We start from the raw sequence: 24,141 nt of genomic DNA, 5'->3' as shown, positions 1-24,141 counted from the left end.
AAAGGAGGAAATGACGTGGGACAGCAGCATCAATTCCGCCCGGGACAAAAAGCGCCGAATAACGGTGTGTACGTTGAAATCGGCGAAACGGGAAGCATGGTCAAAAATCCGCAGAAAATCAAGCTCACAGTGGGAGAAATGTTCCCTGAAACTTCAAACCACAACAGATTATGGACGTATCAACGAAAACCGTGAACACAAAAAAACCTGCTGAATAGCAGGTTTTTTTATTTAATGCTGGCTTGCATCCTGTTTGACAGGCATGATCTCCGCAAGAACAAAGACAAGCACCGCAATAACTACGGCAATAACGGATGATTGCTTGAAATTGTACGCCGCACTGTTCATGGAGGCGACCAAATAACAGGCCATATGTGTTAAAAGGAACGTCCAAATAAAACCGATAATAAACCGCACGTTTCCACCTCGTCCTTCATTTTATTCTACGTTGTATCATACCATACATAAAGCGCGGGCGGAAGGTCATTTTCTCATCAAAAAGCGCGCCTGAAACTGACATTTGCCCGCCTGTCAGGCCGTCTGAAGGAAAATTCGGTTCCCGTGCTCGGGATAATAGCCAAAACATAGCAGCAAATAGGAGTTTATCCGATCCGTTTTCATTCTTCTTACATATGATAGCCAATAGAGAGATTAGGAGTAAAAGGAGGCGGGCAGGCATGGGGATAACGGAAAGATTCTTCCAATTCGGATCTGAGCTGAACGTCATCCATCTGCCGTATCGGCCGAACGGCTTCTGTATCTTTATTCTGGGGGACAGAACCCACTTTGTCAGCCGGGACTCAAGCTTTTGGCTCGAACATGAAGGGAGAAACCAGCTGTTAAATACGATGCTTGACAGAGGGTACACCATTTTCAACAGCAATTTATACGGACGGCATTGGGGTTCGGAAAAAGCCGTCCTTTACGCCAGACAGCTGATTCATTATGTGCTGAAACAAGAAACCCTCAATCCGAAAATACACTTGCTCGCAGAAGGCATGGGCGCCCTCATCGCCGATCAATTGCTGCAGTCTTCACCGGAGCATATCCGTTCAGCCGCAATGTTAGATCCTTGTCTTGATCTTCAAGCCCATTTTGAATCAGAGAAAGAAAATAAGTTTTTTTATAAGCAGTTTCTGAGGGAAACGGCACAAAGCTTCGGTGTTTCTGAAAAAGAGGCAAGCTCACTGAGCTATCAGACCATTACCGGCTGCCGCACCCGCGCGCCGGTACATATATGGCAAAGAACGACCGGAGCGCCGTACCCGTACACCCTGCATGCGAACGCGTATAAAGAAGCCCGGGAAAAGACCGGAAGCAAGACTGATATCACGTATCACCTGCTTGAGAACCCTGCGCGTATGTACAGAGCCATCTGCCGGTTTTTCCGCAGTCATGAAAAAGACCTGTAATGAATAGAATACAACAGCCATCTCTTTTCAGAGGGCTGTTTGGCTTGTGTGCGAATGAATAACCGGAAAGGCGGCAGATGTGATGAAGACAGCGTTGATCATTGGAGCAGATGAATTTCTCGGCCTTTCATTGTGCGAACGGTTGATGGATGAGGGTGTGCATGTTGATGTCATTTTGGCAGAACCGGAGGACAAAACGAGGCAGCTGTATTTAGAAGAACGTTTAATGTGGCTCGCGAGAAACGGGCTTTTTCAAATAATAGATGAAATCGGTGAAAAGGAATACGATCGTATCTGCGTTCAATACGGGAGCGGGTGTCTGCCTGAAGAAAGGGCTGAGCCTTTATATTGGATTGTTTACAGTGAGGATCACGGAGACTGGGAAAAAAACGGTCAGCGGGATACGGCAAAAGCGATTATCCTTCCTCCCCTCTACGGTCCGTGGACGGAAGCAAAAGAAGATGGCGAAAGCAGGATCTATTTAGAAGACGCAGTCTGCGGGCTGATGAATCAGCTTGAGGCTGACGGTACAGAAGACGAAAACCAGATTATTACCCTGGAAATAAAAGAAAAAACACAAAAAACGGAAGCGGAAGAAAAAATTAAAGAGTGGAAAAGACAATTTTCATCAATATTCGACATTTTTTAAGAAATACCTTCCATGTTATGTGCATTACCGCTACAATAAACGTATATCAATTTATACATGTTATGAGTTTGAAAAGGGGTTGAACATGGCTTGATCACCAGGCTTGTCATGACCTTTTCTGTCCTCCTTTTATTGAGCGGATGCGCACAAACTCCGTTTAAAGGAAAAATTGAGAAGGTCGGAATGCTTTTTCCCGATACCATCAGTGACTTGGTATGGGGGACAAAAGGTTACAAAGGTTTATTAGCGATACAATCTGAATTTAACGTTGACGTTTATTATAAAGAAAATATCAGATCCGATGAAGATATTTTAAAAGCGATAGATGATTTTCATAAAAAAGGAGTCAATCTTTTATACGGGCACGGAAATGAATACGAGGAAATTTTCAATATGATCAGCAAGGATTATCCCGACATGGAATTCGTCGTCGCAAACGGAACGGCGAAAAGCGATAATGTCACAAGCGTTCATCTTATGGGAGAAGCAATGGGCTTTTTCGGGGGAATGACGGCCGCCCATATGTCAAAAAACAATGAGGTCGGCGTCATCGCCTCTTTTTTGTGGCAGCCTGAAGTAGACGGCTTTATCAAAGGAGCGAAATATGAAAAGCCTGATATCACCGTCAATACTGAATTTACGGACCACTGGGATAACGGCAATGAAGCGCTGCATCTTTACGAGAAGTTAAAAGCGGAAGGCACGGATGTTGTATATCCGGCCGGAGACGGGTATAATGTTCCTGTCATTCAGCAAATCAAAAAAGACGGGCTTTACGCCATCGGCTATGTCGCCGAGCAATCGAATCTCGGCAAAAACACGGTGCTGACAAGCACGGTGCAAAACGTAGATAAAGCCTATACATTAATTGCCGAGCAATATAATAAAGGTACGCTCAAGAGCGGAGATCACAACTTTGATTTCAGGGAAGGAGTCGTTGAAATGGGGACGTTCAGCCCTCTGGTGGACAAAGCATTTCAAGACAAAATCTCAGACCTTGTCAAAACGTATAACAGAACAAATGAACTGCCGTCAAATGAATAGAGGTGGATATACATGCAGCATGAAAAGTCTCTTGAATTTATGCAGATCGCGATGAAATACCTGCCGGAAGCAAAGGCGGAGCTTGAGAAATCCGGCATAGATCTGTCTATGGAAATAATTCAGCCGTTTATGGACCTGTTTACATCGGTCATGGCGGAAGCGTATGAGCTTGGCAGATCTGATGCCGGGGAGCTGAATAAATAAAGAGAGCCACTTTTCATGAAGTGGCTTTTCACATGATTTTTTTCTTTATAGCGGACACCATCGGCGCGAAGTCTTTAAATACGGGCTTTAATTGATCCAGAGAGTTCATGATGGACCCCAGCTGATTCATCACGTGGTTGTAATCGATCTCTTCTTCGTTTTCAGCCTGAGGCTGCTCCGGGTTTTCTTCCGGTTCTTTATCCCGGTCTCTGGAATCGCCGAACATCATTTTGGAGAAAATATCCATAGTGAAGCCTCCTTTCGTCTTCCTTTTATTCTATGAGGAGAAGCGTCCGATAGTTTAGACGAATATATTGCCAACAGAAAAAAAATAGGGTAGAATTAGTACCTGATACTAATAATTGATCATAACTAATTAGTTTTAAATTCATTATAAAAAAGGAGTCTTTCCAATGAAAGCTGGAATTCTTGGCGTCGGCCGTTACATCCCGGAAAAAGTGCTGACAAATCATGATCTTGAACAAATGGTAGATACATCGGACGAGTGGATTCGTACGAGAACAGGTATAGAAGAAAGAAGAATCGCCGCGGAAGATATGTATTCATCCGGCATGGCCGCTGAGGCAGCGCAAAAAGCGCTTGATCAGGCCGGCATTTCCGCTGAGGAGCTTGATATGATCCTCGTGGCGACGGTTACTCCTGACCAGTCCTTCCCTACCGTTTCCTGTATGATACAAGAGAAGCTCGGGGCCAAAAAAGCGTGCGCGATGGATATCAGCGCCGCATGTGCGGGCTTTATGTACGGTATCGTAACCGCCAAACAATTCATTGAATCGCAAACATACAAACATGTCCTCGTGGTCGGCGTGGAAAAGCTCTCAAGCATTACCGACTGGGACGACCGCAATACGGCTGTGCTGTTCGGAGACGGAGCCGGAGCGGCGGTCATCGGACCGGTCAGCGACGACAGAGGCATACTGTCATTTGAGCTCGGAGCAGACGGTACAGGCGGTCAGCACTTGTACTTAGATGAAAAAGGGCATACAATCATGCATGGAAGAGAAGTATTCAAATTCGCCGTCCGGCAAATGGGTGAATCGAGTGTAAATGTCATTGAAAAAGCCGGCCTCTCCAAAGAGGACGTAGACTTTTTGATTCCGCATCAGGCAAACATCCGCATCATGGAAGCGGCACGGGAACGTTTGGAGCTTCCGGTTGAAAAGATGTCTAAAACAGTCCATAAATATGGAAACACATCCGCAGCATCCATTCCGATTTCATTAGTAGAGGAACTGGAAGCAGGCAAAATTAAAGACGGCGACGTCATCGTCATGGTCGGTTTCGGCGGAGGATTGACATGGGGCGCCATAGCAATACGCTGGGGACGATAAAAAAAAGTGAGGTGCACACAAGATGAGTAAAAAAAGAGTAGTCGTTACAGGGCTTGGAGCCCTGTCTCCGCTTGGCAACGACGCCGAAACAAGCTGGAAAAATGCAATCGGCGGCGTATCCGGAATCGGACCGATCACACGTGTGGAATCGGACGAGTATCCGGCGAAAGTAGCTGCTGAACTGAAAGATTTCAATATTGAAAATCACATGGATAAAAAAGAAGCGCGAAAAATGGACCGCTTCACGCAATACGCTGTCGTAGCCGCGAAAATGGCCGTTCAAGATGCCGGTCTGAACATCACAGACGAGATCGCGCCGAGAGTCGGCGTTTGGGTCGGGTCCGGAATCGGCGGTCTTGAAACGCTTGAATCCCAATTCGAAATCTTCCTGACAAAAGGGCCGAGAAGGGTCAGCCCGTTCTTTGTTCCGATGATGATTCCGGATATGGCGACAGGCCAAATCTCAATCGCTCTCGGAGCAAAAGGAGTCAACTCCTGTACGGTGACGGCATGTGCCACGGGAACGAACTCTATCGGTGACGCGTTTAAAGTCATTCAGCGCGGCGATGCCGATGCGATGATTACGGGCGGAACGGAAGCGCCGCTGACAAGAATGTCATTTGCGGGCTTCAGTGCAAACAAAGCCCTTTCTACAAATCCTGATCCGAAAACGGCAAGCCGCCCGTTTGATAAAAACCGTGACGGCTTTGTCATGGGAGAAGGCGCGGGGATCATCGTGCTTGAAGAGCTTGAGCATGCCCTTGCCCGCGGTGCGAAAATCTACGGGGAAATTGTCGGCTACGGCTCAACGGGTGACGCCTACCACATTACCGCGCCTGCCCAAGACGGGGAAGGCGGTGCGAGAGCGATGCAGGAAGCAATCAAAGATGCGGGCATCAAGCCTGAAGAAATTGATTATATCAACGCTCACGGCACAAGCACGTACTACAATGATAAATACGAGACAAAAGCCATTAAGACCGTTTTCGGTGATCATGCGTACAAGCTTGCCGTCAGTTCGACAAAATCAATGACGGGTCATTTGTTAGGCGCTGCCGGAGGAATTGAAGCAATCTTCTCCGTCATGGCCATTAAAGACAGCATTATCCCGCCGACGATTAACATCGAAACACCTGATGAAGAGTGTGATTTAGATTATGTACCGGACAAAGCGCGCGAGCAGGATGTCAACATCGTTCTCAGCAACTCGCTCGGCTTCGGCGGACATAATGCCACTTTGATCTTTAAAAAATATCAATAATACAGTTTTTGACCGGCTGCCTGAAAAAGGTGGCCGGTTTTTTTGTGCGTGCATATGATAACAACAAGAGGAGGCGAACGGTATGAGCGTCAAGCAGACATATCAATGGATGGAAAAGGCGGCATCCGTAAATGATCTGGCCCAGCATCTTTTGCCGCTTTTTTCAGGGGCCGATAAGAAAGAGTGGAAGCCGATACTCGGGATGCTGCAAAACCACGGCATGTTCCGCTATTTGAAGGACGGCGTTAGGACCAGTAAACGGCTGAAAGAAAAAGGATGCTACAGCCATATTCAAAAGGAGGAAGCCTATTTAAAGGAGAAGTGGAACGGGCCGGACGTGCCGATCGTAGTTTTGCCCGTCGATGAACGAAACCGGAAAATCCGTCAGGAATTCGGGTCAAAATCCGGTCTGGCCTTTCGGGACAAAATGTTCCTCTTTCTATCATCGGATAGTTCCAATTCAGCTGTATCCGCCCTTATGACACATGAATATAATCACGTCTGCCGGTTAGAACATGTGACAAAGGACGAAAAAGATGAGACATTCCTTGATACAATCATGATGGAGGGACTGGCAGAATATGCTGTATATGAGCGGTTCGGCTCAAGTCTTACGGCGGAATGGACGTCCTACTATACGCCTGAGCAGCTTGATTTTCTGTTTGAAAAAAGAGTCAAGCCGAACCTCCGCTTAACGAGAGACAGCAGAATGTTTTCCCAGCTGTTATACGGAAAAGGATACTTCCCCTCAATGCTCGGCTATGCCGTCGGATTCAATATAGTAAAAAAATATTTAACCGACCATCAAAAAACAGTAAAAGAAGCATTGGCCATTCCTTCAAAAACCTTTCTGGAGGCAACGCTTTAATAGATTAAAACAATGGAAATTATTTAAGGATATTACATTTATCCTAAAAAATTCTTGCTTTTGTAATAATGATGTAATAATATACAACTATAAAATTTTTCGACTATTCTATATTTTGTGATAGCGAAACGTATGTTTCCCTCTGCTTCAGCGGAATGAGAAAGGGGCGTATCATGAGCACACTATTAGAAGTGAATAATTTAAAGACCTATTTTTTCAGAAAGAAACAGCCGATCCCCGCAGTCGACGGGGTTGATTTTCACATTAACAAAGGCGAAACCGTCGCTCTTGTAGGAGAATCCGGCTCGGGCAAAAGCATCACCTCGCTTTCTATTATGGGACTTGTCCAAGGCTCGGGCGGAAAAATTATGGATGGCTCGATTAAGCTTGAAGGCAGAGACCTGGCCTCCTTCACCGAAAACGAATATTGCAAAATCCGCGGAAATGACGTCTCTATGATCTTTCAGGAGCCCATGACTTCCCTGAATCCGGTGCTGACTATCGGCGAACAAATTACCGAAGTGCTTGAATACCATAAAAAAATGAATAAAAAAGAAGCGTCCAAAAAAGCCGTTGAGCTTCTGGAACTCGTCGGATTCTCCAGAGCGGAACAAGTGATGAAAGAATATCCGCACCGCCTTTCCGGGGGGCAGCGCCAGCGGATCGGGATTGCGCGGGCTCTGACATTGAATCCCGAGCTGATTATTGCGGATGAACCCGTTTCCGCACTCGATGTCTCCATTCAGGCCCAGGTCATCAATCTGATGGAAGAACTGCAGGAAGAATTCAACCTGACCTATTTGTTTATTTCTCATGATTTGAGTGTTGTCCGCCATATCAGCGACAGAGTCGGCGTCATGTATCTGGGAAAAATGATGGAGCTGACTGAAAAACACGAGCTGTACGGCAATCCGCTTCACCCTTATACGCAGGCGCTTTTGTCTTCAGTGCCCGTCACGAGAAAAAAAGACGCCGTCAAGCGGGAACGAATCATCCTGAAAGGAGAACTGCCAAGCCCGGCAAACCCGCCGAAAGGCTGCGTGTTCCACACGCGGTGCCCGATGGCCAAACCGATCTGCAAGGAACAAATCCCGGCATTTGAAGAAGCCGCTCCCGGCCATTACGTCGCCTGCCATTTATATGCCTGAAATGACAAGCATCGAGAGGGGGTATGCCGGATTACATAACCAGTTTGCTGCATATATATCACAAAGGGGGAATTGATATGAAATTACGTAAAAGCGCACTGATGATGCTAAGTGTTTTTATGGCGCTCGCCATCTTCCTGTCAGCCTGCTCCGGTTCAAAATCCACAAGCACCGAATCCAAACCGGCAGGAAAACCGCAAAAAGGCGGAGATTTGGTTGTCGGGTCAACCGGGGAACCCACACTTTTTAATCCACTTTATTCTACCGATGTTGCAAGTTCTGATATTGAAGGAATGATTTACAGCACATTATTGGAAACTGATGAGAAATTAAACGTCAAGCCGTCGCTGGCTGAAAAAGTAACAGAAGCTGACGGGGGATTAACGTATGATGTAAAACTGAAAAAAGGCGTTAAATTCCATGATGGAAAAGAGCTGACGGCCGATGATGTTGTTTTCACCTACAGCATCCCTCTTAACAAAGATTACAACGGTGAGCGTGGCTCGGGTTTTGAGTCCCTTAAATCCGTAACGAAAAAAGGGAAATATGAAATTCAGTTTAAAATGAAGAAAAAAGATGCCTATTTCTATAATGTCGTTCTCGACAGTTACGGCATTTTGCCTAAACATATATTGGGTAAGGTGCCGGTTGCAGATCTGGGAGAGAATGAATTTAACCGTAAAAATCCAATCGGTTCCGGTCCGTTTAAGTTTGTTGAGTGGAAAAAGGGCGAGTATGTCAAACTGGAAGCAAATGATGATTACTTTGGCGGCAGACCTTACCTTAATACAGTGACAGTAAAAACAATACCTGATTCTAACGCTGCTGTGGCTCAGTTAAAAGCGGGGGATATTGATTTCTTCGTTGTGCCGGGCACAGATTTTGATACGGTTAAAACGTTTGGAAACGTGAAGGTCAAATCTGACCTTGGCTTAAACTACAGCTATATCGGCTGGAATGAGAAAAAAGAGATCTTTAAGGACAAAAAAGTGCGTCAGGCATTGACTTACGCTCTTGACAGGCAGGCAATGGTGGATCAAGTGCTGAACGGAGACGGTAAGGTAGCGGATGTTCCTGAGAGTCCGCTGTCATGGAATTATCCGAAGTCTAAAGTGCCGACATTTGATTATAATCCGAAAAAAGCAAAGCAGCTGCTAAAAGAAGCCGGATGGGAAGACCATGACGGTGACGGCTACCTTGATAAAGACGGGAAAAAATTCTCATTTGAAATTAAAACGAATCAGGGCAATAAAATTCGTGAAGATTTAGCTGTTGTCGTTCAGCAGCAATTAAAAGAAGTGGGAATCGAGGCTAAACCGCGAATTGTTGAATTCAGTGCGTTAATCGAACAGACAAGTGCCCCTAATTGGGATTATGACGCTCTTCTTCTCGGATGGAGTCTTGCAACGTTCCCGGATCAATTCTCTATCTTCCATTCAAGCCAATCGAAAAACGGGCTGAATAATATCTGGTATAAAAACCCGAAAGTCGACAAGCTGCTTGAAGAAGCGAAGTCAATTACTGACAGAAAAGAATACCAAAAGAAATATGAAGAGATATACAAATTGATTGCTGAAGATCAGCCGTACAGCTTCTTATTCTATTACAATTACCACAGAGCGATGCCGAATAATTTACAAGGCTATGTATTCCACCCTAAAAATGACTTGTACAATATCGAAAAATGGTGGCTGGATCAAAAATAGCAAAAGCCCTGGAGAGGGAAGGAGGTTCCTTTCCTCTCTTATCCTATTTAAAAAGGGGACAAGAACATGGTTACATATATTTTACGGCGAACATTAATGTCCTTGCCGATTCTCTTAGGCATTACAATTTTGTCGTTTGCCATCATGAAAGCAGCGCCGGGAGACCCGATGTCACTTATGATGGACCCTACAATCAGTCAAGCGGACAGGGCGAAATTCATTGAAAAATACGGGTTGAATGATCCGGAACCTGTTCAATATGTGAAATGGCTGGGGAATATGCTGCAAGGGGATTTCGGGACTTCTATCGTCAAGAAAGGCACTCCAGTTTCTGAACTTATCTTATCCCGCTTACCGAATACGATTGTGCTTATGCTTTTCTCAACCCTTGTCGCTCTTCTTATTTCTATTCCATTTGGTGTTCTGTCAGCGAAACGTCCTTATTCAAAATTGGATTACGGGATAACTGTTACTTCATTTTTAGGGCTTGCCATACCGAATTTTTGGTTCGGTTTGATTTTAATCATGGTTTTATCTGTAAATCTGGGGTGGTTTCCCACTGGCGGAGTAAGCACTTTAAATGCTGACTTTAACATATTTGACCGATTGCATCACTTGATTCTGCCTGCTTTTGTGCTCGCCACGGCAGACATGGCAGGGATAACGAGATACACAAGATCCAGTATGCTGGATGTGTTAAAACAGGATTATATACGAACGGCGCGTGCGAAAGGATTCCGAGATAATAAAGTGATTTTTAAACACGGTTTGAGAAACGGACTTCTTCCTGTCATCACTATTTTTGGTCTGATGATACCGTCATTTATCGGGGGAGCGGTAGTGGTAGAACAGATTTTCACTTGGCCGGGTCTCGGCAAATTGTTTATTGATTCAGCCTTTTCGCGGGATTATCCGGTTATCATGGCCATGACGGTCATTTCAGCTGTTTTGGTTGTAGTGGGGAATTTAATTGCGGACATCTTATATGCGCTGGTTGATCCCCGCATTGAATATTAACAAAGAGAGGTGAGAGGTCAAATGTTACAGCCCAATACCGGCACACCCCCCAGTGAAGTAAAATTAAAGGAAAATATTCAATCCAAACCGGAAACAATGACGAAGATTTTTTTCGAAAAGTTCTTTCAAAATAAACTAGCTGTAATCGGAGCCGTTATATTAACCATCATCATCTTGTCAGCCTTATTCGCTTCGGTAATCGCTCCTTACTCTCCGGAGAGTCAATCTCTTATCAATCGTTTGAAGCCGCCGAGCTTAAAACATCTAATGGGAACTGATAAATTCGGAAGAGACATCTTTACGAGGGTTCTGTACGGGGCGCGCGTCTCCTTGCTTGTCGGATTCGTTTCTGTGATCGGCGCGATTACAATCGGGACAGTTGTCGGAGCCGTTGCCGGATATTTTAAAGGGATTGTCGATGCCGTTCTCATGAGAACCGTTGATATCGTATTATCCATACCTGATATATTTTTGCTTATTACACTTGTTACGATTTTTCAGCCCGGAATGGATAAATTAATTTTAATTTTCTCCCTTACAGGCTGGACAACAACGGCACGCCTTGTCCGGGGGGAATTTTTATCGCTTCGTTCCAGAGAGTTTGTATTAGCTGCAAAGACGATCGGTACAAAAAATCATCACATCATCTTTTCTCATATATTGCCGAATGCGCTCGGACCGATCATTGTCTCAGCGACATTAAAGGTGGGAACGGTTATTTTGGCGGAATCTACATTAAGTTATCTCGGTTTCGGGATTCAGCCGCCGATCGCAAGCTGGGGCAATATGCTTCAGGATGCACAGAACTTTACGCTTATGATCCAGGCTTGGTGGTACCCGTTATTTCCGGGACTGTTCATTCTTCTTACCGTATTGTGCTTCAACTTTGTCGGAGACGGGCTGCGTGATGCGCTTGATCCGAAAAATGTGAAATGATCTCCCGGACGGAACGGGAGATTTTTTTGTTGCAATGCAGTCAGAAATCCAGTTCCGTATTGCGGAAATCTCATATCGAAATGGAATAATTTATCTATCCCTTGCCTATACTGTGGACAACAGTTTTTATAAAGTGAGGGGTCGAATATGTTATTTCTTCATGATGTATGGGTCAATTGGTTTGAAGGGGAAGAGAACGGCTACAATGTATGCCATTTTCACGAATGGCGGAAGGAAGACACGGTTGAGCTTTTGGATCAGACGCCGCTGCTCAGAGTGCCGTCGGTATTATTTCATTACATAGAAAACGACTTATCAGAGCTTCCGAAAGAGCTGCTTGACCAAGTCCACCAAAAGTCATACGTGCGAAAAAATCATGAGCGGACAAAGCTGGAGTATTGTTTTGTCGTGACAGACGGGATCGGCATCATTGCCGTGGATACGATCGGATATACCATTCCGGTCAGAAAGAGCCGCCTGATTCCGAGACAGGAGCAGCTTGTTTATGAAATGGTAAAGGATGTAGAACCGGAATCGTTTCAATTTGAGCCGGCGCAATTGGAGTCTTCAAAGGAATATCACATTTTGTCATTGGCGCCGGAGCATGTCAGAGGGCTGACGAGAAAAGAGCGGCAGATCAAGCAGCTGATGTTTATGGCGCTCGACCAGCTGAAAGGGCTGAAAAACCGTGCGGAAATTGTGTATTGGTACACGGAATGGAATCCGCATATGTATGAGCAGATCAAACGGATGAGCTTTGAAGAAATTTGGGACATGCTTTACAATGAAACAATTGAAGGCTGGTCAGATAAACATCTTGCGTTCTGTGAAAATTTGATTAAAGGGCAGCCGTTTTTCGAAAAGCTTTGGGAAATGGAGCAGGAATCAAAAGTGAACTAAAAAAGAGGCGGGGATTCTCCCGCCTCTTTTCTTTATCTTCTTTTCCGTCCGAGACCCATGGCGTTTTCCATTTTTTTCACCATTTTGCCGGCCGTTTTGTTTGCGCGCGCCGCTCCTTCGTCGAGAATGCGGTCAAGCTCGTCGCTCTCAATTAATTCACGGTAGCGCTCTTGGATCGGTGTCAATGCGCCGATAACGACTTCGGCTAAATCGCTTTTGAATTCACCGTACCCTTTGCCTTCATATTTAGCCTCTAAATCTTCAATTGATGTGTTTCCTAAAATAGAATAGATCGTCAAAAGATTAGAAACGCCCGGTTTGTTTTCTTTATCATACTTTACAATGCCTTCAGAATCAGTCACGGCGCTCTTGATTTTCTTTTCGAGCTGCTTCGGCTCATCAAGCAGCGTGATGTATGCCTTTTGGTTCGGATCTGATTTGCTCATTTTTTTGAGCGGATCAGCCAGTGACATGATGCGCGCGCCTGATTCAGGAATTTTCACCTCAGGAATCGTGAAGATGTCATTATATTTTTTATTGAAGCGTTCCGCCAGGTTGCGGGTCAGTTCAAGGTGCTGTTTTTGGTCTTCTCCGACCGGAACAAGATCCGTTCCGTACAGTAAAATATCGCCGGCCATCAGCGGCGGATAGGTTAACAGTCCTGACACGACGGCTTCTTTGCCCTTTGACTTATCTTTGAATTGCGTCATCCGCTCAAGCTCGCCGATATATGCGACGCATTGGAGCATCCACCCCGCCTGGGCATGAGCGGGAACCTCCGACTGGATAAAGAGGGTCGCTTTCTCAGGATCAAGTCCGACGGCCACGTAAAGGGCCGCGAGATTGCGAATGTTCTTCCGCAGTTCAAGCCGATCCTGCGGAACCGTAATCGCATGCTGATCGACAATGCAGAAGTAGCCGTTGTAGTCATGCTGCAAATCGACAAATTGCTTCATTGCGCCGATATAGTTGCCGAGGGTAACGGAACCGCTCGGCTGAATGCCTGAAAAAATCGTTTTCTTCATATTTCTTACCTCATTTCTTAAAACATAATAAAAAAAGCCCATTCTTCCCGTAGAAAAAAGGGACGAATGAACCGTGGTGCCACCCTGATTATTCCATTACAATGGAATCGCTCGAGACGTTGGTAACGGAGGCTGCTCCGGCTGGGCCTACTAACGTTCGGTCAGCTGCTCAGAAGTCCATTCCACATCGCCCGTTATCTGCTCCCAGCACCGCAGACTCTCTTCAAACGGATGAAAATGTGTACTACTCTTCATCATCGCAATCACAACAAATGTATTTGATTGATCTATTATAAATCAATTATAGCCAAATGTCATCAGAGGAATACAAGCTTATTTCCAGTTTGCTAAAGGGCTGGAAATCCTCAAAAAGAACTGAAAATGCTTAAATGATAACGTATATCAACATTTCGTATAACGAATATTATATGTAAAAAGCAATATGAACTGGAAATTGCAATAAAAAAATTTAGTTAGGTCATGCTTTAAACTATAGAAGTGTATCACCTTTTTGACAGAAAAACTGACCAAATTTAAATATTTTAAATTGAGAAAATAGTATTGCAATAAATTATTCATTTCATTATAATGAACTTGTTCACTCTATTGTTACAGCTTCTTTACATAAAATAATCAGAAAAGACGGAACACAATTAAAGTTTAGAAAAATATTAAGTTATTTTGTCTGATATTTCTGAGTATTTAGTAGTAAAGGCTGAAAAATTTGATTAGGGGGTTAGTGCATGAAAAAGCGTTGGTCTATTGTAGGTTTGATGCTTATCTTCTCGCTTGTATTAAGTGCGTGCGGCGGATTCAGCGGCGGATCAGGCGGCGGTAAAAAAGACACCAAAGGGCAGACTTCACTTAATATCAATATTAAAACTGAGCCGTTCTCACTGCATCCGGGTTTAGCGAATGATTCCGTGTCAGGAGGCGTAATCCGACAGACTTTTGAAGGATTGACACGCGTAAACTCCAAAGGTGAGCCTGAAGAAGGAATGGCATCTAAAATTGAAACAAGCAAAGACGGAAAGACCTATACATTTACGATTCGTGACGGTGCGAAATGGTCTAACGGCGACCCTGTGACGGCGCAGGATTTTGAATATGCGTGGAAATGGGCGCTTGACCCGAACAACGAATCACAATACGCTTATCAGCTCTACTACATCAAAGGCGCTGAAGCTGCCAATACAGGAAAAGGCAAGATTGATGATGTAGGCGTAAAAGCCGTAAATGACAAAACATTAAAGGTTGAACTGAATAACCCGACACCTTATTTCACGCAATTAACTTCATTCTATACGTATATGCCGGTCAACAAGAAAATTGCGGAAAAACATAAAAACTGGAACACAAACGCGGGCGAAAATTATGTGTCAAACGGCCCGTTCAAAATGACGGCTTGGAAACACAGCGGTTCCATCACGCTCGAAAAGAACGATCAATATTGGGATAAAGACGCTGTGAAATTGAAGAAAATCAACATGGTGATGATTAACAATAACAACACCGAACTGAAAAAATTCCAGGCCGGTGAGCTTGACTGGGCAGGAATGCCGCTCGGCCAGCTTCCGACTGAATCTCTGCCGACATTGAAAAAAGACGGATCTCTTCACGTTGAACCGATCGCAGGCGTGTATTGGTACAAATTCAACACAGAAGAGAAACCGCTGAACAATGTGAACATCCGTAAAGCCCTTGCTTATGCGATCGACCGCTCGTCCATCGTGAAAAATGTAACGCAGGGCGAACAAATCCCGGCCATGGCTGCGGTGCCGCCGTCAATGAAGGGATTCAAGGATAACACAAAAGGTTATTTCAAAGACAATGACGTCAAATCAGCTAAAGAATTCTTAAATAAAGGACTGAAGGAATTAGGCGTCAAGAATGCCTCTGACCTTCCGGCGATCAAACTGTCCTACAATACGGATGACGCGCATGCGAAAATCGCACAGGCCGTACAGGAAATGTGGAAAAAGAACTTAGGCGTCAAAGTTGAGCTTGATAACTCCGAATGGAATGTTTACATCGACAAGCTGCACAGCCAGAACTACCAAATCGGACGTATGGGCTGGCTCGGCGATTTCAACGATCCGATCAACTTCCTTGAATTGTTCCGTGATAAAGAAGGCGGAAACAATGATACCGGATGGGAAGATCCTGAGTTTAAAAAGCTGCTGAACCAATCTCAGCTTGAAACGGATCCGGATAAACGTATCGAAGAGCTGAAAAAAGCAGAAAAGATCTTTATTGACGCAATGCCGGTCGCGCCAGTTTATTTCTATACGGATCCTTGGGTGCAGGATAAAAACCTCAAAAATGTAATCTTGACCGGAACAGGCGAAGTTTACTTCAGAAACGCTTCTTTTGAATAAAAGACGGTTCTGAAAACAAAAGACCCAAGGTATATGGGGAGGATGTCCCCATATACCTTTCTTACTGATTACGTATAAAATTGTAAAAAACATGGAGGTGTTCACCTTGCTGAAATATATCGGTAAACGATTCATTTACATGATCATCACATTGTTTGTGATTGTGACCGCCACATTCTTCTTAATGCAGGCAGCGCCGGGCGGACCATTTTCCGGCGAAAGAAAGCTGCCGCCTGAAATTGAGGCAAACTTAAACGAACACTATGGCCTGGACAAGCCTCTTTTCGTTCAATATGCCAGCTACTTAAAATCTGTGGCGATGTGGGACTTCGGACCTTCTTTTAAATATAAAGGCCAAAGTGTTAATGATTTAATCAATTCAGGCTTCCCCGTCTCATTCACTCTCGGTGCAGAAGCTATTCTCCTCGCTTTAGCGTTCGGTGTGCTTTTCGGGGTGCTTGCTGCCCTGTACCATAATAAATGGCAGGATTATACCATTGCGATTTTAACGATCTTTGGGATCTCAGTTCCGAGCTTTATATTGGCGACGATTTTGCAATATATTTTCTCAATTAAATTAGAACTGTTCCCGGTCGCAGGGTGGGAATCCTGGGCATACACCTTTCTGCCCTCTATTGCGCTCGCTTCCATGCCGATGGCGTTCATTGCCAGACTCTCCCGTTCAAGCATGATTGAAGTGTTAAACAGCGATTACATACGGACTGCAAAAGCTAAAGGACTTTCCCGTCCGTCAGTCACCGTGCGCCATGCGCTTCGAAACGCGCTTTTGCCGGTCGTGACATATATGGGGCCGATGGCGGCATCCATTTTAACGGGAAGTTTCATCATTGAATCCATTTTCGGAATTCCCGGTTTAGGCGCGCATTTTGTAAACAGCATTACAAACCGTGATTATACGGTCATTATGGGAGTTACCGTGTTCTTCAGCGTGCTCCTGCTTTTATGCGTATTAATTGTAGACGTGCTGTACGGATTAATCGAGCTGTTTACAAAATGCGCGCCTAAACCGGGAATTCCGAAATCCGAGAATCAAGCTTTCCAAAGCAAAGAAAGGAGCCTAGACCATGCAGAACATTCCTAAAAATATGTTTGAACCAGCTTCAGCTAATGCCGGCGATGCCGAAAAAATAAATAAAAAAAGCCTTTCCCTCTGGAAAGACGCCATGCTCCGCTTCCGCAGCAATAAGCTTGCGATGGTCGGGTTCGTACTGATCGTTCTTATTATTCTGATGGCGATTTTTGCGCCTGTCTTTTCAAGGTATGATTATGCGACTACCAATCTATTAAATGCGGATAAAGCGCCGTCGAAAGATCATTGGTTCGGCACGGATGACCTTGGAAGGGATATATTCGTCCGGACATGGGTGGGCGCGCGGATTTCCATCTTTATCGGTGTCGCAGCTGCCGTGCTTGATTTATTAATCGGCGTAATCTGGGGCAGCATTTCCGGATTCCGCGGCGGACGCACAGATGAAGTGATGATGCGCATCGCCGACATTCTGTGGGCTGTTCCTTCATTATTAATGGTTATTTTGCTGATGGTTGTCCTGCCGAAAGGATTGCTCACCATTATCGTCGCCATGACAATCACGGGCTGGATCAATATGGCGAGAATCGTCCGCGGACAGGTGCTGCAATTAAAGAATCAGGAGTATGTGCTTGCTTCACAGACACTCGGCGCCAAAACCGGCCGGCTTTTGTTTAAGCATATCGTCCCGAACGCGATGGGCTCTATCCTCGTAACGATGACACTGACGGTTCCGACGGCGATTTTTACAGAAGCGTTTTTAAGTTATTTGGGCCTCGGCGTACCTGCGCCGCTTGCGAGCTGGGGAACGATGGCCTCAGACGGATTGCCTGCATTAACCTATTACCCTTGGCGTCTGTTCTTCCCTGCCGGCTTTATCTGCCTGGCGATGTTCGGCTTTAACGTTGTCGGCGACGGGTTAAGAGACGCGCTGGATCCTAAGTTACGCAAATAAGGAGTGATATGAGTGACACGCTTGCTAGAAGTAAAAGACTTAGCCATTTCATTTAAAACATACGGCGGAGAGGTACAGGCAATCCGCGGCGTGAATTTCCATTTGAATAAAGGAGAGACGCTGGCGATCGTGGGGGAGTCGGGTTCCGGAAAAAGTGTGACCTCCCAAGCGATTATGAAGCTGATCCCGATGCCGCCGGGCTACTTTAAAAGAGGACAGATTCTTTTTGACGGACGCGATATCGTGCCGATGTCTGAAAAAGAAATGCAGGCCATCAGAGGAAAGGACATCGGAATGATTTTCCAAGACCCGATGACCTCTCTGAACCCGACGATGAGAGTCGGCAAACAAATTACGGAAGTGCTTTTCAAACATGAAAAAATCTCAAGTGAAGCGGCGAAAAAGCGCGCCATAGAGCTGCTTGATCTCGTCGGGATTCCGATGCCCGAAAAACGGATCGGCCAATTCCCCCATGAATTTTCAGGCGGGATGAGACAGCGTGTCGTCATCGCGATGGCGCTTGCGGCAAATCCGAAACTGTTAATTGCCGATGAACCGACAACAGCGCTTGATGTGACGATTCAGGCACAGATCCTTGAGCTGATGAAAGATCTGCAAAAGAAAATTGATACGTCTATCATTTTTATCACGCATGATCTTGGCGTTGTCGCCAATGTCGCCGACCGGGTCGCCGTCATGTACGCAGGTCAGGTCGTCGAATCGGGCACGGTGGATGAAATCTTTTATGATCCGCGCCATCCGTATACGTGGGGGCTGCTTGCCTCAATGCCTAGCCTGGACAGCACCGATCAGGAAAAACTGACGGCCATCCCGGGCACGCCGCCTGATCTGACGAATCCTCCGAAAGGGGATGCATTTGCGCTCCGCAGCTCATATGCGATGAAAATTGACTTTGAACAGGAACCGCCGATGTATAAAGTGTCTGATACGCATTTTGTGAAATCGTGGCTTCTGCATCCTGATGCGCCTAAGGTCGAGCCCCCTGAAGCGGTGAAGGCTAAAATCCGTCAGCTTCCGAATACGTATCAGCATCCTGTTTTAATGAAGGAAGGTGAAAAAAATGACTGAGAAACTTCTCGAAATCAAACATTTAAAACAGCATTTTTTCACGCAGAAAGGAACGGTAAAAGCCGTAGATGATTTGTCATTTGATATTTATAAAGGCGAAACGCTCGGCCTTGTCGGAGAATCGGGCTGCGGTAAATCAACGACGGGCCGCAGTATTATCCGGCTGTATGAGGCAACCGGCGGGGAAGTTCTCTTTAACGGGGAAAATGTCCACGGGAAAAAATCCCGCAAGAAGCTGCTGGAATTTAACCGGAAAATGCAGATGATTTTCCAGGATCCGTACGCATCTTTAAATCCGAGAATGACAGTCGCCGACATTATTGCCGAGGGAATAGATATTCACCGCCTGGCAAAAACGAAAAAAGAGCGGATGCAGCGGGTTCACGAACTGCTGGAAACGGTCGGTTTAAATAAAGAGCACGCCAACCGCTACCCGCATGAATTTTCGGGCGGACAGCGCCAGCGTATCGGAATCGCCAGAGCGCTGGCGGTTGATCCGGAGTTTATCATCGCGGACGAACCGATTTCGGCGCTTGACGTCTCCATTCAGGCGCAAGTCGTCAATTTAATGAAAGAATTGCAGAAAGAAAAAGGGCTCACTTACCTGTTTATTGCCCATGATTTATCAATGGTCAAATACATCAGCGACCGCATCGGCGTCATGTATTTCGGAAAATTGGTGGAGCTTGCGCCGGCGGATGAGCTTTACGAAAACCCGCTTCACCCATATACGAAATCATTGCTGTCCGCTATCCCGCTCCCTGATCCGGACTATGAAAGAAATCGCATGCGAAAGAAATACGATCCGTCCATTCATCAGCTCCAAGAAGGAGAAAAAATGGAATTCAGAGAAGTGAAACCGGGACATTTTGTCATGTGCACAGAAGCTGAATTTAAAACCTATCTATAAAAGTATCATCCTCCAAGACTCAGTCTTGGAGGATTTTTTTGCGCACATTCAAGTTTATTAAGCCTGCTCCCGTTTTTCTATAATGGAAAAAAAGGGGGAGATCAGTATGAAAACCATTTTGTGCGCCATTTGTGCGGGACTGTTTATCAGTGCAGCCGCTTATCCGGCCCACGCCGCTGCGAAAGAGGAGCAGCCGCTTGTAAAAATAGCGCTGGCTGAAAAAGAACTGCCGAAATCAAATTCACGGTTCGCTTATCCGTCAGGGCTGCATTTTACACATCCTGATAAGGTGCGGGGCATTTACGTCACAGGGCATTCAGCGGGAGGAAGCAAATTCGGGGAGCTGACAGACTTTGTGGACAAAACGGAGCTCAATACAATGGTGATTGATGTCAAGGACGACAACGGAAACCTCACCTTTAAGCCGGACGGCCATTCTGAGTATGCCAAAATCGCCAAGCCGTACATCAAAGATCCAAAAAAGATGATGAAAAAGCTGGAGGAAAAAAAGATCTATCCGATTGCGCGTATTGTCGTATTTAAAGACAGCGAACTCGCGAACAAAAAGCCGGAGTGGTCCTTTAAAGAAAAAAACGGAAGTGTCTGGAAAAACGGCCGCGGCGAATCGTTCGTCAATCCGTTTATGAAAGAAGTATGGGATTACAATGTAAAGATTGCAAAACAAGCCGTAAAGATGGGTTTTCAAGAAATTCAGTTTGATTATGTCCGTTTTCCTGAAGGATTTGAAAAACGTGATGACGAACTGACATACGGTCACGGCGATTACGGAAAAACAGCAGACAGCAATGTGCAAAAACGCGTTCACGCCGTCACCGATTTTGTCGGTTATGCGAAGAAAAAACTCAAGCCGTACGGCGCGGATGTGTCGGTTGATATTTTCGGCTATTCTGCCACGCTGCCGGAAGCGCCGGGGATCGGCCAGAATTTCAGCAAGATTTCAGAACAGGTCGATGTCATTTCATCCATGATTTATCCGAGCCATTGGACAAGCTATTTCGGCATTGATAAACCGGATCTTGAGCCTTACAATGTCGTCAAAGAATACGCGAAGGTGGAAAATAAAAAACTGTCTAAGCTGAAACACCCGCCTGTATCGCGTCCGTGGCTTCAGGACTTCACGGCATCATATCTCGGCAGCGGAAATTATCAAAAGTACGGAAAACGCCAGGTGGAAGAACAGGTTAAAGCGCTGCATGATGAAGGAATTGACGAATTTTTGCTGTGGGACGCGGCAAACCGTTATACCAAAAACGTCGATTACACACCATTTTTAAAAAATTGAAACCATGTTAAAGGATCACACGTCTTAATAGATGTAAGATTGTTTAAACAATCGGAAATGGGGTATATCTAAAAGTGTGAAGACAACGAACCCATAAGGAGCAAATGAATGAACTGGTACGAAAAGCTGAGTGAATATTTTCCGATTGAAGAAATGAAATCAAAAGCGCATATGGAAGCTCTGTTAAAGGAGCAAAGCGATGTTTATCATAAAGAAGAGGGGCAGTACCACGTGCTGATGTATGCGGAATTTGACTCTTTCATCTTTATTGATTACCTGTTTGTGTCAAAGAAATCCAGAGGACAAGGCCTCGGAAGCAAGCTGATCGGCAGGCTGAAAAAGAAAAACAAGCCGATTCTGCTTGAGGTGGAGCCTGTTGACGAGGATGACACGGATACACAGAAACGCTTGCGTTTTTATCAAAGAGAGCATTTCAAGCACGCGCAGTCAATCGGGTATCGGCGCCGGTCATTGGCTACGAATGAAGTGAACAAAATGGAGATTCTGTACTGGTCACCTAAGACGGAATCAGAAGAAGAAATGTTTGAAGCGATGAAACAGACATATGAAAACATTCACACTTATAAAGATGAAAAATGGTACGGAGAATCATACGAAAAAACGGATGAAGTTCTCAAAGTCATTGATGAGAAAAAACGAAAAAACATTTTCGATCAGCTGAGCTAATTGAGAATGGGGAAAAATCCGCCAGCCGTAAATTTGCCGGATTGACACATTTTTTTCTCAGGAGACTGTTCACACTTACTTTTTTATAGTATAATACCTATAAAGATTCCTTTTTTAAAGTCATTTCAATTTGAGAATACAAACATGTTCATCCTACTAATTAGAGGAGTGAAGATTAATGGTTACATTATACACATCACCTAGCTGTACGTCATGCAGAAAAGCAAGAGCTTGGCTTGAAGAGCACGAGATTCCGTTTGTAGAGAGAAACATTTTCTCCGAGCCGTTATCAATTGATGAGATCAAGCAGATTCTGCGTATGACTGAAGACGGTACGGATGAAATTATCTCTACCCGTTCTAAAGTATTCCAGAAACTGAACGTAAATGTTGAATCTATGCCGCTTCAAGACTTATATACTTTGATCAATGAGCATCCGGGACTGCTCCGCCGTCCGATCATCATTGATGAAAAACGTCTGCAAGTCGGCTATAACGAAGATGAAATCAGACGATTCCTGCCAAGAAAAGTGCGTTCTTTCCAATTAAGAGAAGCACAGCGTCTTGCCAACTGATATAAGCTTACGATAGCATGGAAAAAGCCCAAAACCATCGCGGTTTGGGCTTTTTGTTATTTTTCAGTCTGCTGGTAAATCATACTGGCGAGGATAACAAATACGACGGTCAAAATCGGCAGCATCATTTGTATAATGCCGTGTTCTGCCATGAAAAATGACAGCTTGCTGTCTCCGGCAATCATTTCACCGCCGGTAAATGCGAGAAGACCGCTCCCGGCGTACATCAATAAAGGCATTTTGTCCATGGCGGCATGAACGAGCTTGCTGCCCCAAATGATAATCGGCACCGAGATGAAGAGGCCGATCACTACAAGTGTCAGCTCACCGTGAGAAGCGCCGGCTACTGCGATGACATTGTCAAGCGACATAAAGATATCAGCCAGAACGATTGTGCGGATGGCTTTCCAAAGAGAAGAACTGCTTTTCACATGCTGCGCATCTTTCTTCTCAATCAGAAGCTGATAGCCGAGATACAATAAAAATACCCCGCCTGCGCATTGTAAAAAAGGAACATTCAATAAATAGACCGCAGCGCTCGTCAGAACGATTCTCAAGACGACTGCGATAAACGTTCCGAAGATGATCGCTTGCTGTCTTTGTTTATGAGCCAGATTCCGGCTGGCCATCGCGATGACGACGGCATTGTCGCCGCCGAGAATAAGGTCAATCCCGATAATAAGCAGAAGGGACAGCAGGTAATCGTGCGGCATGGTAACACCTCGCTTATAGATCGATTGCTTGTACAGCTAATATATGAAGCAGTGCGCTATTTATGATGGGAACCGGGAGAAAGCCTGTTTTTCGGTGTGAAAATGCTTTTTTATTTCTTTTATAACTGTTTTATCATAAAATAGAAATATAAAGAATTTGCGCTGTCCTCTATAAGGTTAAGATGTGGACGGAATGGGTAAAGTGTAGTAAAGTACTATTCATCGGGAGCTTAGATGTCCCTTCAACATCTTATAAAGAAGGGAAGGTTGGCAAAATGGAAATAGAAAGAATTAATGAGCATACTGTAAAATTTTATATGTCTTATGGTGATATTGAAGATCGCGGTTTTGACAGAGAAGAAATCTGGTACAATCGCGAGCGCAGTGAAGAACTGTTCTGGGAAGTCATGGATGAAGTGCATGATGAAGAAGAATTCGCTGTCGAGGGTCCTCTTTGGATTCAGGTTCAGGCATTGGACAAAGGACTGGAAATAATCGTAACAAAAGCCCAGCTTTCAAAGGACGGACAAAAACTCGAACTGCCGATCCCGGAAGATAAAAAACAAGAGCCGGCAGATGAAAATCTCGATGCTTTACTTGATGATTTCCAGAAAGAAGAGCAGGCCGAGAGCCGGGAAGATAAGGAGCAAAAGCTTCAGTTCACTTTGCGGTTCGATGATTTTGAGGATCTCATCTCGCTATCAAAATTGAATCTTAACGGAATCAAAACGACCCTGTATTCGTTTGAAGACCGATATTATTTATATGCAGATTTTTATGAGCAAACTGATGAAGAGGTTGAAAATCAGCTAAGCATCCTGTTGGAGTACGCGCACGAATCATCAGTCAGCATTCACCGTCTTGAAGAATACGGCAAATTGGTGATCGCTGATCATGCGTTATATACAATAAAAAAACACTTTGCATCATAACAAACCGATTTCTCTCAGCAGAAATCGGTT

General features: G+C 45.0%; 25 protein-coding genes, 1 pseudogene and 1 other annotated feature. Of the genes and pseudogenes, 22 read left to right on the top strand and 4 right to left on the bottom strand.

What is annotated here, in order from left to right; all coding sequences use genetic code 11:
- The first annotated feature begins 15 nt into the window (after positions 1-15).
- Positions 16-195, top strand: a complete 180-nt coding sequence (locus AR442_RS13865; protein ID WP_003155070.1) for a YjzC family protein — start codon at positions 16-18, stop codon at positions 193-195.
- A 36-nt stretch (positions 196-231) separates the two neighbouring features.
- Here the strand turns inward: AR442_RS13865 and AR442_RS13860 are convergent, their stop codons facing one another.
- Positions 232-417 carry a YjzD family protein gene (locus tag AR442_RS13860; RefSeq protein WP_007409129.1) on the bottom strand — a complete coding sequence of 62 codons (186 nt, stop codon included), beginning with the start codon at positions 415-417 and terminating at the stop codon, positions 232-234.
- 260 nt (positions 418-677) lie between these two features.
- On the opposite strand from AR442_RS13860, the gene AR442_RS13850 reads away from it, so the two are divergent.
- The 4 genes from AR442_RS13850 to AR442_RS13835 all read left to right on the top strand — a co-directional run bounded on the left by AR442_RS13850 (position 678) and on the right by AR442_RS13835 (position 3,309).
- Positions 678-1,412: a lipase family protein gene (locus tag AR442_RS13850; RefSeq protein WP_014417405.1), complete on the top strand. Its 735-nt coding sequence runs from the start codon at positions 678-680 to the stop codon at positions 1,410-1,412.
- An 82-nt stretch (positions 1,413-1,494) separates the two neighbouring features.
- Complete coding sequence (locus tag AR442_RS13845; RefSeq protein WP_032863798.1) at positions 1,495-2,061, top strand: Rossmann-fold NAD(P)-binding domain-containing protein; 567 nt, start codon at positions 1,495-1,497, stop codon at positions 2,059-2,061.
- Positions 2,062-2,151: 90 nt separating this feature from the next.
- Positions 2,152-3,105 carry a BMP family ABC transporter substrate-binding protein gene (locus AR442_RS13840; protein WP_014417407.1) on the top strand — a complete coding sequence of 318 codons (954 nt, stop codon included), beginning with the start codon at positions 2,152-2,154 and terminating at the stop codon, positions 3,103-3,105.
- 12 nt (positions 3,106-3,117) lie between these two features.
- Entirely contained in the window at positions 3,118-3,309 is a 192-nt protein-coding gene (locus AR442_RS13835) for a ComZ family protein (RefSeq protein ID WP_014417408.1), read from the top strand.
- Between the two features lie 28 nt (positions 3,310-3,337).
- Here AR442_RS13835 and AR442_RS13830 read toward each other — a convergent pair whose 3' ends face one another.
- Positions 3,338-3,556 (bottom strand): hypothetical protein, encoded by a 219-nt coding sequence (locus AR442_RS13830; protein ID WP_007409123.1) that lies wholly within the window; start codon positions 3,554-3,556, stop codon positions 3,338-3,340.
- Between the two features lie 166 nt (positions 3,557-3,722).
- Between AR442_RS13830 and AR442_RS13825 the strand changes: the two genes are divergently transcribed.
- The 8 genes from AR442_RS13825 to AR442_RS13790 all read left to right on the top strand — a co-directional run bounded on the left by AR442_RS13825 (position 3,723) and on the right by AR442_RS13790 (position 12,497).
- Complete coding sequence (locus AR442_RS13825) at positions 3,723-4,661, top strand: beta-ketoacyl-ACP synthase III (protein ID WP_007409122.1); 939 nt, start codon at positions 3,723-3,725, stop codon at positions 4,659-4,661.
- Positions 4,662-4,683: 22 nt separating this feature from the next.
- Positions 4,684-5,922, top strand: a complete 1,239-nt coding sequence (fabF, locus tag AR442_RS13820; RefSeq protein ID WP_014417409.1) for a beta-ketoacyl-ACP synthase II — start codon at positions 4,684-4,686, stop codon at positions 5,920-5,922.
- An 82-nt stretch (positions 5,923-6,004) separates the two neighbouring features.
- On the top strand, positions 6,005-6,790 hold the full coding sequence (locus AR442_RS13815) for a DUF2268 domain-containing putative Zn-dependent protease (protein ID WP_014417410.1): 786 nt from the start codon (positions 6,005-6,007) through the stop codon (positions 6,788-6,790).
- A gap of 173 nt (positions 6,791-6,963) precedes the next feature.
- Entirely contained in the window at positions 6,964-7,938 is a 975-nt protein-coding gene (locus AR442_RS13810) for an ABC transporter ATP-binding protein (RefSeq protein WP_053285057.1), read from the top strand.
- Positions 7,939-8,015: 77 nt separating this feature from the next.
- A complete protein-coding gene (locus AR442_RS13805; RefSeq protein WP_032863796.1) occupies positions 8,016-9,644 on the top strand; it encodes a peptide-binding protein in 1,629 nt (542 codons plus the stop codon).
- Positions 9,645-9,710: 66 nt separating this feature from the next.
- Complete coding sequence (locus AR442_RS13800; protein WP_003155051.1) at positions 9,711-10,661, top strand: ABC transporter permease; 951 nt, start codon at positions 9,711-9,713, stop codon at positions 10,659-10,661.
- 21 nt (positions 10,662-10,682) lie between these two features.
- Positions 10,683-11,597, top strand: a complete 915-nt coding sequence (gene opp4C / locus AR442_RS13795; RefSeq protein ID WP_014417414.1) for an oligopeptide ABC transporter permease — start codon at positions 10,683-10,685, stop codon at positions 11,595-11,597.
- A 147-nt stretch (positions 11,598-11,744) separates the two neighbouring features.
- Positions 11,745-12,497 carry a YjbA family protein gene (locus tag AR442_RS13790; RefSeq protein WP_007409116.1) on the top strand — a complete coding sequence of 251 codons (753 nt, stop codon included), beginning with the start codon at positions 11,745-11,747 and terminating at the stop codon, positions 12,495-12,497.
- A 32-nt stretch (positions 12,498-12,529) separates the two neighbouring features.
- Here AR442_RS13790 and trpS read toward each other — a convergent pair whose 3' ends face one another.
- Positions 12,530-13,522, bottom strand: a complete 993-nt coding sequence (trpS, locus tag AR442_RS13785; protein WP_014417415.1) for a tryptophan--tRNA ligase — start codon at positions 13,520-13,522, stop codon at positions 12,530-12,532.
- A 55-nt stretch (positions 13,523-13,577) separates the two neighbouring features.
- Positions 13,578-13,789, bottom strand: a binding site (T-box leader).
- 476 nt (positions 13,790-14,265) lie between these two features.
- Between trpS and AR442_RS13780 the strand changes: the two genes are divergently transcribed.
- From AR442_RS13780 to spx, 8 genes and pseudogenes are all read left to right on the top strand, one after another.
- Positions 14,266-15,900, top strand: a complete 1,635-nt coding sequence (locus AR442_RS13780) for a peptide ABC transporter substrate-binding protein (protein WP_022553558.1) — start codon at positions 14,266-14,268, stop codon at positions 15,898-15,900.
- Positions 15,901-16,006: 106 nt separating this feature from the next.
- Positions 16,007-16,999, top strand: a pseudogene (locus tag AR442_RS13775) (ABC transporter permease); the annotation flags it as partial.
- Positions 16,986-17,903: an oligopeptide ABC transporter permease OppC gene (oppC, locus tag AR442_RS13770; RefSeq protein ID WP_007409113.1), complete on the top strand. Its 918-nt coding sequence runs from the start codon at positions 16,986-16,988 to the stop codon at positions 17,901-17,903. The pseudogene AR442_RS13775 and the gene oppC, both read left to right, overlap by 14 nt.
- Before the next feature lie 12 nt (positions 17,904-17,915).
- Complete coding sequence (locus AR442_RS13765) at positions 17,916-18,992, top strand: ABC transporter ATP-binding protein (RefSeq protein ID WP_003155039.1); 1,077 nt, start codon at positions 17,916-17,918, stop codon at positions 18,990-18,992.
- On the top strand, positions 18,985-19,902 hold the full coding sequence (gene oppF / locus AR442_RS13760) for an oligopeptide ABC transporter ATP-binding protein OppF (protein WP_014417419.1): 918 nt from the start codon (positions 18,985-18,987) through the stop codon (positions 19,900-19,902). The genes AR442_RS13765 and oppF overlap by 8 nt, the downstream gene beginning before the upstream one ends.
- A gap of 106 nt (positions 19,903-20,008) precedes the next feature.
- Entirely contained in the window at positions 20,009-21,205 is a 1,197-nt protein-coding gene (locus AR442_RS13755) for a putative glycoside hydrolase (RefSeq protein WP_014417420.1), read from the top strand.
- 108 nt (positions 21,206-21,313) lie between these two features.
- Positions 21,314-21,892, top strand: coding sequence for a GNAT family N-acetyltransferase (locus AR442_RS13750; protein ID WP_007409110.1), 579 nt, complete (start codon positions 21,314-21,316; stop codon positions 21,890-21,892).
- Between the two features lie 178 nt (positions 21,893-22,070).
- Positions 22,071-22,466, top strand: a complete 396-nt coding sequence (gene spx / locus AR442_RS13745) for a transcriptional regulator Spx (RefSeq protein ID WP_003155034.1) — start codon at positions 22,071-22,073, stop codon at positions 22,464-22,466.
- 56 nt (positions 22,467-22,522) lie between these two features.
- On the opposite strand, the gene AR442_RS13740 is transcribed toward spx, so the two are convergent.
- Positions 22,523-23,179: a TerC family protein gene (locus AR442_RS13740; RefSeq protein ID WP_014417421.1), complete on the bottom strand. Its 657-nt coding sequence runs from the start codon at positions 23,177-23,179 to the stop codon at positions 22,523-22,525.
- 275 nt (positions 23,180-23,454) lie between these two features.
- Here AR442_RS13740 and mecA point away from each other — a divergent pair, with 275 nt between their 5' ends.
- Positions 23,455-24,111, top strand: a complete 657-nt coding sequence (gene mecA / locus AR442_RS13735) for an adaptor protein MecA (protein WP_003155032.1) — start codon at positions 23,455-23,457, stop codon at positions 24,109-24,111.
- Positions 24,112-24,141: the final 30 nt, after the last annotated feature.

The sequence above is a fragment of the Bacillus velezensis genome (assembly GCF_001461825.1).
GTDB lineage: Bacteria > Bacillota > Bacilli > Bacillales > Bacillaceae > Bacillus > Bacillus velezensis.
The sequence above is the reverse complement of the archived record's forward strand: the minus strand, read 5'-3'. Positions and strand labels throughout refer to the sequence as shown.

Coding starts and splice junctions, on each gene's coding strand:
- fabF (WP_014417409.1), top strand. CDS start 4,684: ATGAGTAAAAAAAGAGTAGTCGTTACAGGGCTTGGAGCCCTGTCTCCG.
- trpS (WP_014417415.1), bottom strand. CDS start 13,522: ATGAAGAAAACGATTTTTTCAGGCATTCAGCCGAGCGGTTCCGTTACC.
- AR442_RS13830 (WP_007409123.1), bottom strand. CDS start 3,556: ATGGATATTTTCTCCAAAATGATGTTCGGCGATTCCAGAGACCGGGAT.
- AR442_RS13790 (WP_007409116.1), top strand. CDS start 11,745: ATGTTATTTCTTCATGATGTATGGGTCAATTGGTTTGAAGGGGAAGAG.
- AR442_RS13805 (WP_032863796.1), top strand. CDS start 8,016: ATGAAATTACGTAAAAGCGCACTGATGATGCTAAGTGTTTTTATGGCG.
- AR442_RS13835 (WP_014417408.1), top strand. CDS start 3,118: ATGCAGCATGAAAAGTCTCTTGAATTTATGCAGATCGCGATGAAATAC.
- AR442_RS13800 (WP_003155051.1), top strand. CDS start 9,711: ATGGTTACATATATTTTACGGCGAACATTAATGTCCTTGCCGATTCTC.
- AR442_RS13750 (WP_007409110.1), top strand. CDS start 21,314: ATGAACTGGTACGAAAAGCTGAGTGAATATTTTCCGATTGAAGAAATG.
- oppC (WP_007409113.1), top strand. CDS start 16,986: ATGCAGAACATTCCTAAAAATATGTTTGAACCAGCTTCAGCTAATGCC.
- AR442_RS13850 (WP_014417405.1), top strand. CDS start 678: ATGGGGATAACGGAAAGATTCTTCCAATTCGGATCTGAGCTGAACGTC.
- AR442_RS13740 (WP_014417421.1), bottom strand. CDS start 23,179: ATGCCGCACGATTACCTGCTGTCCCTTCTGCTTATTATCGGGATTGAC.
- mecA (WP_003155032.1), top strand. CDS start 23,455: ATGGAAATAGAAAGAATTAATGAGCATACTGTAAAATTTTATATGTCT.
- AR442_RS13845 (WP_032863798.1), top strand. CDS start 1,495: ATGAAGACAGCGTTGATCATTGGAGCAGATGAATTTCTCGGCCTTTCA.
- spx (WP_003155034.1), top strand. CDS start 22,071: ATGGTTACATTATACACATCACCTAGCTGTACGTCATGCAGAAAAGCA.
- AR442_RS13780 (WP_022553558.1), top strand. CDS start 14,266: ATGAAAAAGCGTTGGTCTATTGTAGGTTTGATGCTTATCTTCTCGCTT.
- AR442_RS13825 (WP_007409122.1), top strand. CDS start 3,723: ATGAAAGCTGGAATTCTTGGCGTCGGCCGTTACATCCCGGAAAAAGTG.
- AR442_RS13815 (WP_014417410.1), top strand. CDS start 6,005: ATGAGCGTCAAGCAGACATATCAATGGATGGAAAAGGCGGCATCCGTA.
- oppF (WP_014417419.1), top strand. CDS start 18,985: ATGACTGAGAAACTTCTCGAAATCAAACATTTAAAACAGCATTTTTTC.
- AR442_RS13810 (WP_053285057.1), top strand. CDS start 6,964: ATGAGCACACTATTAGAAGTGAATAATTTAAAGACCTATTTTTTCAGA.
- opp4C (WP_014417414.1), top strand. CDS start 10,683: ATGTTACAGCCCAATACCGGCACACCCCCCAGTGAAGTAAAATTAAAG.
- AR442_RS13755 (WP_014417420.1), top strand. CDS start 20,009: ATGAAAACCATTTTGTGCGCCATTTGTGCGGGACTGTTTATCAGTGCA.